Origin of the sequence: Acinetobacter sp. ANC 4805 (assembly GCF_022549495.1) — a bacterium.
Taxonomy (GTDB): domain Bacteria; phylum Pseudomonadota; class Gammaproteobacteria; order Pseudomonadales; family Moraxellaceae; genus Acinetobacter.
In genome coordinates this window covers 114,937-127,622 of sequence record NZ_JAKZGD010000001.1, presented here as the reverse complement: position 1 = coordinate 127,622, position 12,686 = coordinate 114,937, and the positions used below count along the sequence as shown (strand labels likewise).

Annotated in this window: 12 protein-coding genes and 1 pseudogene; 6 read left to right on the top strand and 7 right to left on the bottom strand. The window is 38.1% G+C overall.

What is annotated here, in order from left to right; genetic code table 11:
• Positions 1-8: 8 nt before the first annotated feature.
• The 7 genes from ftsA to MMP60_RS00570 form a co-directional block, all read right to left on the bottom strand.
• Positions 9-1,271: a cell division protein FtsA gene (gene ftsA, locus MMP60_RS00600; protein ID WP_241334514.1), complete on the bottom strand. Its 1,263-nt coding sequence runs from the start codon at positions 1,269-1,271 to the stop codon at positions 9-11.
• A 65-nt stretch (positions 1,272-1,336) separates the two neighbouring features.
• On the bottom strand, positions 1,337-2,194 hold the full coding sequence (locus MMP60_RS00595) for a cell division protein FtsQ/DivIB (protein WP_241334513.1): 858 nt from the start codon (positions 2,192-2,194) through the stop codon (positions 1,337-1,339).
• Positions 2,195-2,199: 5 nt separating this feature from the next.
• Positions 2,200-3,126, bottom strand: a complete 927-nt coding sequence (locus MMP60_RS00590; protein WP_018679369.1) for a D-alanine--D-alanine ligase — start codon at positions 3,124-3,126, stop codon at positions 2,200-2,202.
• 91 nt (positions 3,127-3,217) lie between these two features.
• Entirely contained in the window at positions 3,218-4,669 is a 1,452-nt protein-coding gene (gene murC / locus MMP60_RS00585; protein WP_241334512.1) for a UDP-N-acetylmuramate--L-alanine ligase, read from the bottom strand.
• Between the two features lie 13 nt (positions 4,670-4,682).
• Positions 4,683-5,780, bottom strand: a complete 1,098-nt coding sequence (murG, locus tag MMP60_RS00580) for an undecaprenyldiphospho-muramoylpentapeptide beta-N-acetylglucosaminyltransferase (protein WP_241334511.1) — start codon at positions 5,778-5,780, stop codon at positions 4,683-4,685.
• A gap of 223 nt (positions 5,781-6,003) precedes the next feature.
• A complete protein-coding gene (gene gshB / locus MMP60_RS00575; protein WP_241334510.1) occupies positions 6,004-6,948 on the bottom strand; it encodes a glutathione synthase in 945 nt (314 codons plus the stop codon).
• Positions 6,949-7,173: 225 nt separating this feature from the next.
• A complete protein-coding gene (locus MMP60_RS00570) occupies positions 7,174-7,656 on the bottom strand; it encodes a glutathione peroxidase (protein WP_046739821.1) in 483 nt (160 codons plus the stop codon).
• A gap of 179 nt (positions 7,657-7,835) precedes the next feature.
• On the opposite strand from MMP60_RS00570, the gene MMP60_RS00565 reads away from it, so the two are divergent.
• The 6 genes and pseudogenes from MMP60_RS00565 (at position 7,836) to MMP60_RS00540 (ending at position 12,642) form a co-directional block, all read left to right on the top strand.
• The gene (locus MMP60_RS00565; RefSeq protein ID WP_241334509.1) at positions 7,836-8,288 is read left to right on the top strand and encodes a MarR family transcriptional regulator; all 453 of its coding nucleotides are present in this window, start codon (positions 7,836-7,838) and stop codon (positions 8,286-8,288) included.
• Positions 8,289-8,506 (top strand): annotated as a pseudogene (locus tag MMP60_RS00560) (DUF3565 domain-containing protein). It begins immediately after the preceding gene.
• A gap of 72 nt (positions 8,507-8,578) precedes the next feature.
• Positions 8,579-8,794: a 30S ribosomal protein S21 gene (gene rpsU, locus MMP60_RS00555; protein WP_004652785.1), complete on the top strand. Its 216-nt coding sequence runs from the start codon at positions 8,579-8,581 to the stop codon at positions 8,792-8,794.
• A gap of 135 nt (positions 8,795-8,929) precedes the next feature.
• Positions 8,930-10,099, top strand: a complete 1,170-nt coding sequence (locus MMP60_RS00550; protein WP_241334508.1) for a DNA cytosine methyltransferase — start codon at positions 8,930-8,932, stop codon at positions 10,097-10,099.
• Positions 10,086-11,435 carry a class I SAM-dependent methyltransferase gene (locus tag MMP60_RS00545; RefSeq protein WP_241334507.1) on the top strand — a complete coding sequence of 450 codons (1,350 nt, stop codon included), beginning with the start codon at positions 10,086-10,088 and terminating at the stop codon, positions 11,433-11,435. Before MMP60_RS00550 ends, MMP60_RS00545 begins: the two co-directional genes overlap by 14 nt.
• Positions 11,425-12,642 (top strand): hypothetical protein, encoded by a 1,218-nt coding sequence (locus tag MMP60_RS00540; RefSeq protein ID WP_241334506.1) that lies wholly within the window; start codon positions 11,425-11,427, stop codon positions 12,640-12,642. The genes MMP60_RS00545 and MMP60_RS00540 overlap by 11 nt, the downstream gene beginning before the upstream one ends.
• The last annotated feature ends 44 nt before the right edge of the window (positions 12,643-12,686 follow it).

Below are 12,686 nucleotides of genomic sequence, written 5' to 3'. Positions count from 1 at the left end.
CGTACAACTTAAAATATAGCTTTTAATTTGCTATTTAATGCATTCCAACCATTGGTCACACGATCCATAAAACTTCGATCATTCGATTCTTCTGGTTCTTCTACTGCATCCTGCAAATCACTTTGACTAAACATCAATAATCCTGAAGCTGTCGCATACATTGAACGACGTAAGGCCGCAAGATGCTGGTCTTCAGCATAAACCTGTAAAGGTGGATTACCCAAATGTGCAGATACACCAAGCATACGACGTGCCAAATTCACCATACCTTCAATTTGACAAGCATCACCTGTGAGTACAACCCCATGATATAAACCATGTATTGCACCACTATGCTCCAATTCTTCACGAATTAATGTAAAGATTTCTTCATAGCGCGCAATAATAATTTCTGCAAGTTCAATACGACTAATGGTTTGTTGTCCATCAATCCCTTGCACTTGAATCATATGGTCTGGTTTCACCACACTCAGATCAACACAACCATGTAAAATCTTAATTCGTTCAGCTTCTTCAGTGGTCGTTTGTAAGACTGCTGCAATATCACGAGTGACATTTTCGCCACCACGCTGCAAAGTGCGTACTAATGCTAAGCGTCCATCCAAATACACTGCAATATTGGTGATTCCTGCACCAATATCAACTAAACATACCCCATATTCTTTTTCATCTTTGAGTAGACTTGCTTCAGCTGTTGCCAAACAAGATACCACCATTTTTTCCACCCCGATATTTGCCCCTTTCATGGCACGATCAAGGTTCTGCATGGTGCTAATCGGCATCATCATCAATTGATAATGTCCCGTCATACTATGTGCTGACATGTTCACTGGGTTCTGTACCCATTCAGCCGAATCCCCTAGCTCAAAGCCTAATGGTACAGCACTCGCGAGATAATAATCTGGTGAGACATGACTGGCTTTTGCCAACTCCAATGCTCTAACCACTTCATTTGTCGTAATAATATGATCATGGTTCGCAACAGGGGTTCGACCTGAAGCGTAAAAACTTTGCAACTCAGTACTTGGAATAGACACCCACGCACTATGAATACGGCACTCCGCCATATCTTCGGCTTCAGAAACCGCATTTTTAATTGCCGCAATAACCTTATCTAAGCTGACAATTTTGCCTTTAACCATGCCTCGGTTGCGAGCAGTTGCCATGCCAATCACTTGGATCTTATCCGGTGCATGGACCTTACCAATCAAGACTGAGACTTTATGTGTCCCAATATCAATCGCAACAACTGAGGAAACAGCTTCACTCATTACTTCATTACCATATCTTTTGTTGTTTAGTACGGGCAAACTGCCTGTTATTTTCAAGCCACATATTATGGCTTTGCCTGAATTGCCCCTGCAAGGCTTGTGTCATCAATCGTTACAACTAACTGACCGTTAACAATCTTTGGCGGAATTGCGTTTTTCCATTGAATGGCAAGACCATTCCGATAACGCAAATCAATGGCTGAGATTTTCGACCATACAGGTTTTAAGTCCGTTTGTGCCAAATGGCTTAAGCGCTGGAGCTTATTCATGGTTTGATCTTGATCCACAATAATTCGTAAACCTGAATCAAACTGCATAAACCAAGTCATTCGCTCAGTTAAATACAATTCTTTTAATCTTAGATTCGCAGGATGAAATAATTGATTAATTTCATTATAGCGACGCATCATCATTTTGGATTGGCTGACTGGACCGTGTAGTAATGGCAAGTTTGGATGTACTTTTAACACAGCCTCACTAAATACATCGCCATTATCACTGAGCAAACGCCCTGTTCCCCAACGTGCAATTGCATGACGCGGCATGACCCGTACGCGAATTGCATTGGGCCAAGCTCGTGATACCACGACACGATCTACCCAAGATACTTTTAACGCTTGATCTCGAATTTGCTCAAGATCAGAAGTGAAATAGTTATCTTTGATTATTGGGCTCAGATGCTGCACTAACTGCTGATTTTCAACATCCGAATTGGTTCCAACCACCTGCAATTGTGCGACTTTCGCATCGGTCATTACTTTATATAAGCCGTATAGACCGATTGCCAATACAGCAAAAGCAATGATCAACAACGCCCAACCACCCGCATTCACCATCTTTTGCTTAGGCGAAGGCGGTTTCTCATGAATCGAGCTAATGGCTGGTCGTGTTTTACGACGCATAGAAGCAGGGAGTTGAGCCATATAAATTAAGCCGACTTTGTTAAAGTTTGCTCTAAAATCGCAACGCAGAGCTGATCAAAACTATAACCTACTGCTTGAGCTGCTTTAGGTACTAAAGAATGACTGGTCATTCCCGGTACGGTATTGACTTCGAGCAACCAGAAATTGCCTTGCTCATCTTGCATTGCATCAATACGCCCCCAACCTTCTGCACCGACTGCTTGGAATGCACGTAGACACAACGCCTGTAAGTTTTGCTCTTCCGACTCCGTTAGGCCGCAAGGAATGCCATACTGCACATCATCACGTTGGTATTTTGCTTCATAGTCATAAAAGGCAACATCTGCTGGCGGTTGTAAACGAATCACAGGCAGCGGTTGTCCATTCAAGAATGAAATCGTGAACTCACGACCTGTAATCCACTTTTCTGCCATCACTACAGCATCATGTTGTGTTGCTTTCTCAATCGCAGCCGCAAAATCTTCTGCTTTTTCAACCTTACTCATGCCAACACTTGAGCCCTCATGTACTGGCTTGATAATGACAGGTAATCCTAAGTCTGCCACGACAGCATCTAGGTCAGAATCTTTGGTAATAATGCGATATGGTGCGGTCGGTAAATCGCTCCCTTGCCAAACTTGCTTAGTTTTGACTTTATCCATCCCAATAGCAGAACCCTGCACACCTGTGCCCGTATATGGAAGGTTTAACCATTCCAATACACCTTGGATCTGACCATCTTCACCGCCACGACCATGCAATACAATAAAAGCACGATCATAACCCACTAACTCAGTCACGCTACGCGCTTGTGGATCAAATGCTTCTGCTTGCACACCTGAGCGCAATAGCGCTTCTAAAACGGCTTGACCACTATCCAATGACACAGCACGTTCAGCTGACTTCCCACCAAACAACACAGCAACTTTGCCGAATTTTGCAGCATTTGACACGTTTATATCCTTAAAAAAACTTCATATATTCTATTAAATCCCTCCCCGCCTCCCTTTTCAAAGGGAGGGGTTCCCCCTTTAACAAAGGGGGTTAGGGGGATTTGGCATACAAGCGATGCTGAGCCAATTCTACTGAAATTGCACCAACGTTACCCGCGCCTTGTGTTAATAACAGGTCATCCGCTTGTAACACTTTTTGTAAAACATTCGGTAAATTACCATCAATGGGGTCAACCAAGATCGGCCCGACCTCACCACGTAAACGAATACTACGCGCTAAAGCACGACTATCTGCGCCCACAATCGGTTTTTCACCTGCTGGATAGACTTCCAGTAATAACAACTGATCCACTTGCGATAGCACGTCCACAAAATCATCAAAACAATCACGGGTACGGCTAAAACGATGCGGTTGGAATAACATGACTAAACGACGATTTGGATGGCTAGCACGTGCCGCTTTAATGGTTGCCTCAACTTCTTTTGGATGATGACCATAATCATCGACCAATTTCACTAAGCCTCCGCCGACTTCAAATTCACCTTGAACTTGGAAGCGACGTCCCACACCACTAAAGCTCTCTAAAGCACGACAAATCGCACCATCAGAAACACCTTCATCCGTTGCTACGCCAATCGCTGCCAATGCATTTAAAACATTATGCAAACCTGGTTGGTTAATCGTGACACGTAAAGGTTCACGGTCTTTACGCAACACCGTGAAATGCGATTGCATACCTTCTTGTAACACATCCACAGCACGAATATCGTTATCTTCATCAAAACCATAGGTCAACGTTGGGCGACCAATACGCGGAAGAATCTCACGAATATTGGCATCATCCCCACAAACCACAGCCAAACCATAGAATGGTAAGTTATGTAAGAACTGAATAAAGGTATCTTTTAATTTATCAAAGCTACCTTCATAGGTATCCATATGGTCTGCATCGATATTGGTAACAATCGCTGCCATTGGTTGCAAATACAAGAATGATGCATCTGATTCATCCGCTTCTGCCACGATAAAACGACTTTCACCCAACGCGGCATTCACACCTGTACTATTCAGCAAACCACCAATCACATAAGTCGGATCAAGGTTTTCTTCTGCCAACATCGTCGTTAACAAACTCGTTGTCGTGGTTTTACCATGTGTTCCAGCCACTGCAATACCATGACGGTAGCGCATTAACTCACCGAGCATTTCTGCGCGGCGTACAATTGGCGTACGTTGTTCAATCGCAGCTTTAATCTCAGGGTTCTCAGGATCAATCGCTGTTGAAACCACCAACACATTAGCATTTTTAATATTATCAGCCGAATGTCCAATATAAACTTTAATACCATTGGCTTCGAGCTGTGCTGTGGTCTTAGACGCTTTAATATCTGAGCCTGAAATTTTATAGCCTTGGTTCGCCAATACTTCGGCGATACCACACATCCCCGCACCGCCAATACCAACAAAGTGGATATGTTTAATACGGCGCATTTCTGGCACTTTAATCAGCTTTTTGGCTTGGTTTGGATTTGTTGGAGACATAAATAAACTCGAATTACAATTTTTTAATCAGATCAACCACATGCTGCGTCGCATTCGGTTGTGCTTGTTGACGTGCTTTAATTGCCATTTCAGAGAGTAACTGGCGATTCAGTAAAGTCGCTAACAGTTCATCCAAAACAGCAGGTGTCATTTCCGCTTGCTGGCAAATCTTCGCAGCACCTACATTTGCCAAAAATCTAGCATTTGCGGTTTGATGATCATCCACTGCGATCGGTAACGGTACAAAAACGGCAGCTAAACCTGCTGTCGCGACCTCGGTTACTGTTAATGCACCTGCACGGCAAATAATTAAATCTGCATCACTATAGGCTTTTGCCATATCGTGAATAAATGGCTCAACTTGAATATTCAAACTTGCAGGCGCACCCTGATAACGCTCACGCGTTGTATCTTGCTGATTTTGACCACATTGATGAAACACATTTAACGCGACATTGACCTTTTTCAAAGCTTCAGGCAAACGTTCATTCAGCGCTTGCGCCCCCAACGACCCTCCCACAATCAAAACATTGATTGGAGATTGTTCTTGTTCACGGGTTTGATAACGCCATGATGGGTTCAAAATCGCTGTAATTTCAGCACGCACAGGATTGCCTGTGGTCACCACTTTATCACTAGTTGGAAAGGTATTTGGAAAAGCCTGACAAACTGTTTTGGCAATACGTGCCAATTGGGTATTGGTAAATCCTGCAATCGCATTCTGCTCATGGATCAACACAGGAATACCAAGCAAACGTGCAGCCAAACCACCTGGGCCTGCCACATAACCACCAAAACCCGCCACAGCATCAATCTTAAGCTGTTTCATATAGCGCATTGCGCTTAAAGTCGCTTTTAAAATTTTAAACGGTGCGCTGAGCTTACGTAAAATACCATTACCACGCACACCCTGAATATCAATTTGATAAATCGGAATATTTTGATCTTTAAGTAACCGATTTTCCATTCCTGTAGGCGTCGCTAACCAAGAGACTTGGCAGCCTTCTTGTTGCAGTTGTTTGGCAACGGCAAGCGCAGGGAAAACATGCCCACCTGTACCAGCGGCCATCATCATGACATGTTTAGCTTTGTTCTGTGGTGAATTGGTCACGGTCTAATTCTTCAACTCAAAAGAAGGTTATCGTCTATTGTTTTCGGAAGTTATTCTAATCCTAAAGCTTCGTTCACGAAAAGCGAATTTCACCTGTTTACAACAGAAAGCTTGGCTTTTTTTAATTCTTTGTTGAAAACAAGGTTCTGCCGATATCCAAATGCCCATTTGCACATAAATTTAATCCAAATACAAACGGGCAGTTTGGTCAAAAAATATTTTTTTAGTTTTTACGACCCGCTTCTAAAACATCAAAAAGATCATCTGCAATCGAGGTTCCAAACTGTGCATCAATCTCACGGATACAGGTCGGACTGGTGACATTAATTTCAGTGACATAATTGCCAATCACATCAAGCCCCACAAAAACCAAACCTTTCTCACGGAGGAAAGGCCCAACTTTCGCCGCAATCATTTTGTCATTTTCAGTGAGTGGACGCGCCTGACCTAGACCACCTGCCGCCAAATTACCACGCACTTCACCATTTTGAGGAATACGTGCTAAGCAATAGGGAATAGGTTCACCATTGACCATCAAGATTCGCTTATCCCCTTCAACAATTTCAGGAATATAGCGTTGTGCCATAATTGGACAAGTTCCCATCTCAGTGAGCATTTCCAAAGTCGAACCGATATTCACACCATCTTGGTATAAACGGAAAATGCCCATCCCGCCCATCCCATCCAAAGGTTTCACAATCACATCGCCATGTTCTTTGATAAATTCACGAATCAAGCTTTGTTGAGAGGTCACCAAAGTGGGTACTTGCAGCTCTGGGAACTGAGTGGCAAATAGCTTTTCATTACAGTCACGTAAAGACTGTGGTTTATTGATAATCCACGCCCCTTCACGCTCTGCTTGTTCCAAAATATAAGTGGTATAAACAAAGTTCATATCGAACGGTGGGTCTTTACGCATCAGTACCACATCGTAAGTTGCGAGTGACTCTTTTTGCTTTTCACCTAACTCGTAATAATGATCATAATCTTCAAAAACTTGGAGTGGTGAAATCAAGCCAAAAGCTTTGCCTTGATCGATATATAAATCTTGCTGTAATGCATAACCCAACTCATGTCCACGACGGCTTGCCGCCCATAACATTGCCATTGTTGAATCTTTTTTGAGATTCACACTTTCAATTGGATCCATCACTACAAGTACACGCATAATCTGACGCTCGTATTTTTTAATCTTGGCAAAAAGTATAGCGAAGTTTGTTGACGATGTTTAAACAAGTTATGTAATTCTTAAAGCTAAAAAATCCTAATTTATTCAAATAACTACATTCAATTTATTTTATATAGAAGATTTTATCTTTCATTATAAATAAAAAATTACTGGTAGATGATTTCAATACCAGTAATTTCTAAAGCATTCAATTTTATATTCAACTTATGCCAAGAGTTTTTGAATATCTTTGCTAATTTTTTCAGGTTTGGTGGTTGGTGAATAGCGTTTGATGACTTCACCATTTTGGTTAATCAAAAACTTGGTGAAATTCCATTTGATGCTTTCACTACCTAAGATGCCTTTGGCTTCTGAAGTGAGATATTTATAAATCGGATGCGCATTTGAACCATTCACATCGACTTTGGCAAACATTGGAAATGATACGCCATAGTTACGCTGACAGAAGCTGCCAATTTCTTCATTACTTGATGGGTCTTGGTTGGCAAACTGGTTACATGGAAAGCCTAAAATCACCAAACCTTGTTGTTGATAGTCCTGATATAGCTTCTCAAGTCCTTCGAATTGTGGGGTTAAGCCACATTGACTTGCAGTGTTCACCACCAATAAAACTTTGCCTTGATAGTCTGCAAGGTTCTTTTGCTCGCCTTCTAAAAGTTCAGCCTGAAAATCATAAATTGTGGTCATACAACATCTCGCTCTGATTCAATCCATCTTATTTGCTTAATAGCTTTGTCTATTTGTTCAGCTATACGAACCAATATTGCACACAATTATCTTGTGTGCAAGTTAATTATGCACAATATACTTTTTATATTAATCAAACTATACTATGAGTTCGCAAAGATGACGTTGAGGAGCAAAGCATGACTGAATTTTCTTACTTGGATAATCAAGTGTGTTTTGCCATGTACTCCGCGACCAATGCTATGATTCGTCAATATCGTCCTTTGCTTCAGGAATACGATCTGACCTATCCGCAGTTTATTGTGTTGCTGGCTTTGTATGAAAAGGACAATGTGACGTTGTCTGAAATTGGACAAAAGACCTTTTTTGATTCAGGCACGCTGACGCCAATTATTAAAAAACTTGAAGAAAAGCAATTTTTAAAGCGCGTTGCGGTAAAAGAAGATGAACGTATGAAAAAGGTGATCTTGCTGGAAAAAGCACTTGTTGCAAAAGATGAAATTACGCTGATCCCATTTAAACTCGCCTGCTCTTTGGGTATTGATCCAAATGATTTGGTGGCAATTCATAATCTATGCCATCGTTTTTTAAAGGGCTTAGAGGATTCTAAACTCGAAAGTTTGAGTGAATAAATGCAACAAGCGATTGTTGGATTTCACCTCGATGAAGAAAACCACTGGGTTGCTGATCTCGCTTGCGGTCATACGCAACATGTCCGCCATGATCCACCGTGGCAAAATCGCCTTGGGTGTTGACTGAACAAGGGCATAAGGAAAAATTAGGGGTAATGTTGGAATGTAAGAAGTGTGAGGAGACAAAACCTAGGTACGGGATTTTTCAAAAAGTATAAATAGTAGTAGAATTAAGCAATACCCATAATTAACGAATTATAGGTATTTAAACCCAATACTAAGGAATATTTATGCCACAAGTTAAGTTGAAAGAAGGCGAGCCAGTTGACGTAGCTATCCGTCGCTTTAAGCGTTCATGCGAAAAAGCAGGTGTTCTTGCTGATGTCCGTAAACGTGAGTTTTATGAAAAACCAACTCAAGAACGTAAACGTAAGAAAGCTGCAGCAGTAAAACGCTATCAAAAAAAACTAACCCGTGAATCTGTTCGAACTACTCGTTTGTACTAATCGCTAATGGTTAGTGTGTTTTTTTCATACTAACCATGAATTAGACTAATCTTTAAACAATAGAAATGGTAATCCTTCCCTAATAGATTAGCTTTAAGTATGATTCTTTCAGACTTTATTTAATGTAGATGAAAAATGCGACCTTATACCTATGTATCCTTGTTCAGTAGTGCTGGCGTAGGTTGCTATGGCTTTAAACAAGAAAAATTCGATTGTGTCTTAACCAATGAATTGGTTGAAAGGCGTATGGAAGTACAGAAGTGTAATGCTAAGTGTAGTGATCCACGTGGTTATTTATGTGGGGATATTACTGATCCTAAAATTCAAAAAACTGCGTTAAATTATATTGATGAATATAAAAAAAATAAAAACTTAAAGGATATTGATGTGGTAATAGCTACACCACCTTGTCAAGGTATGTCTGTTGCAAATCATAAGAAAACAAAAGATGAAATAATTAGAAACTCACTCGTTTTAGAAGCGATCCATCTTATTTCATTAATCCAACCCAAAGTCTTTATTTTTGAAAATGTTGCTGCATTTATGAATACAAAATGTGGCAAGGAAGGTAAAGAACGTAAAATATCTCAAGCTATTCAGGAAGAACTTGAAGATTTGTATAAGTTTGAGTCCAAAATTATTAATTTTAAAGATTATGGTGCAAATTCAAGTCGTTCAAGATGTTTAGTACTAGGCGTTAGAAAAGATGTTGATCTAAACATAGATGGCCTTTGGCCATCTAAAGAAAACTCAAAAAAGATGCGTGATTTAATTTATTATTTACCTAGATTGGAAGTAATGGGTGGAATAGATAAAAATGACATTTATCATAATTTTAAATCATATAGACCACATATGCGTGAATGGATCAAAGATTTAAAACCTGGCGAGAATGCTTTTGATAACTCAGATCCACTTAAACGTCCCCATCAAATAAAAGATGGTATTTTTATCCCTAATGTGAATAAGAATGGAGATAAATATAGCCGTCAACTTTGGGATAAAATTCCTCCATGTATTCATACACGTAATGATATTTTAGCGAGTCAAAATACAGTACATCCTGAAGATGATCGTGTTTTTAGTTTGCGAGAATTAATGATTTTTATGAATGTCCCTAAAAAATTCAAATGGACTAACCATACGTTATTTGAATTAACTAGACTTAGTGATATAGAAAAAAAGGATTATTTAAAAAAGCATGAGGTAAATATTAGACAAAGTTTAGGTGAAGCTGTACCAACCATTATTTTTTCAAAAATTGCGAAAAATATTAAAGAAGGTTTAAAACATGCAAAAAAATAATGATGCTTCACTCAAGAAGTTGATTAAAGAGCATGAACTAAACTGTTTCGCTAAAAGTAAAAAATTTATTTTAGACAATCCATTAGCATTATCTATTGATGATTTATCTCGTCTTGCAGAAATGGCAAATGGTTTACAAGAGTCAACGGCTGCTTATTACACTGACCCAAAAACAGTGCAGACACTTTGCCAACAGTTGCCACAAATCCATAAAAGGACTTTGAAGATCCTAGAGCCTTCTGTGGGAGTAGGAAATATTTTACGTCGAGTAATTCATTACTATAAGGGGCTATTTGATTCAATAGAATGTGATGTATTTGATATAAATCAGCATTCTTTAGAGATTTGTGAGATCTTTATACAAAAGGAGTTTTCTGATTTTAATAACTTAAAAATCAATTATATATATGGTGATTTTTTAACATATCAGCTTGAAAAAAAATATGATTTGGTTGTTGGTAATCCTCCTTTTATGAAGATTAAAGGAACTTATAGAGAAAATTTACGTCAGGAGTTTAACAACCCTGTTGCCGATAATATTTCTGCATTTTTTCTAGATAAATCAATAGAATTATCTAATTATATTGTTTTAATTATGCCTAAATATTTTTTACATAATTCTGATTTTTCAATGTCCAGAGAAAAAATTAAAAATATAAATATCCAATGTATTACTGATTTTGGAGAAACAGGCTTCAAGGGGGTTTTGATTGAAACGATCTGCTTATTTTTGGATACAAAGTCCAACAACACTTCAGGAACAAAAGTAGTTTCTGTACCTAAGAAATTTGAATTAATGCAAGATCAAAATGAAATCACACAATCATTTTTTCCTAATTGGCTTATTTATATTAATGAAAGTTTCAAGAAGTTAGCATCAGAAATGAGTTTTGGAATTTTTAATGTATTCCGTGATCGACAAATTACATCAAAACTTCTAGAACCTACAGGTGATATATGGGTAATTAAGTCAAAAAACATTCCTCGAAGTGGAGATAAAATTATTCATATTAAAGATGATGTATTTATTGAAAAAGGTGCATTATCAAAACTAGGTGTTAATAAATATCTAGAACGTGATGATATGTTTCTAAGCCCTAATATGACTTATTATCCTCGGGTTGTCGTAAAGCCTAAAAATTGCGTGGTGAATGGATCTGTAGCAATATTTGAGCTAAAGCCTAGTATATCTATCGCTGAAACAGATTTACTATTCTTTGCTTCTCCTGAATTTGAAGAGTTTTATCGAATTGCTCGAAATCATAGTACACGATCATTAAATATTGATAATATTGCTATATTTTATTTTGGTAAGAGAAATCATTGTGTTCAATGATAAAAATTTAGACAGTTTTTTAGATCAGTTTAACTACGATATACGTATTTCAGGAAATGCTCGTTGGATCGATCAAAAATGTACACCAGATGTAGTTTGCATTATAGCAGACTGTATTCTGAACTATGTTGAACACGATGAAAATTTGGAATTTTCAACCAAAGAGATTTGGAATTCACAATATGCGAAAGAGGTTTCAGATCTATTTTCGAAGCCTGATGTTCATAGTGAAAATGCTCAAAATGAATATGATAAGTTTTTTCAACAACCTATGGAATTATTAGCTTATTCAGGTGTGCTATCTAAAGAAAAAAAGGGTAATAGAAACATATATTCTGTAAAGAATTTTGAGCTATTGTCTTACATTGCTGTGAGAGAAAGAAATGCTCTTAAGTTTTTGACACATTATATAAAGCATGTGTTGAATGATAGTGATTTATATGATTATTTTGAAACCTTTTTTGATAACCCAAATGTAAATAGCTTTTCTGAGTTAAAATCAGCATTTGAAAAATTTACGATTAAATACACATCAATTAATACAGAAGTTGAATGCCGAAGGATTTTTACAAAAATTCTAAACCCCTTAGCTTTTGATGTAAAAAGCTATGGAACAGAAAGTGGAAGATTGTCTCCGCAAAAAATAATCTATGATCAACTTATGTATAATCGATTAAATTTCAGGGATTTATACACAAATAAACCCAAGGATATTACACGAAATGAGCATGAACCAACACTAAGCGAAAAATTGAAGTTGGAGCGATTTTGGAAATATAATTCTAATAAAGCTAAAAAACTTTTACGTAAATTTAATCATGAGTTTTTCAATTCAATTTCAGAGCATCATGATAATTTAGCTAATAGTGAAGCAACACATATACACCATATATTTCCAGAAGCGTTATATCCCGTTCTTTCAGGATCTATTGAAAATTTAATTGCTCTGTCACCATCTCAGCATTTAAATCGAGCACATCCATTAGGAAAAACACAAGAAATTAATAGAGATTATCAGTATTTATTACTAATTTCTAAAACTAGTAAAATCAGAGATAATTTAACACAAGACTCAATTCCACAAATATATGACTTTGACAAATTAAAAGAAATATTAGCTGTAGGATTTGAAGACGAAAATGTATATGAGATTCCTTATCTAGATTTCCTAAGTATCTCTAAAACTATTGATAATTATTATGCCTAATCTCTTGAATTTTAGAATATAGGCTATAACTACTAATCTCATCT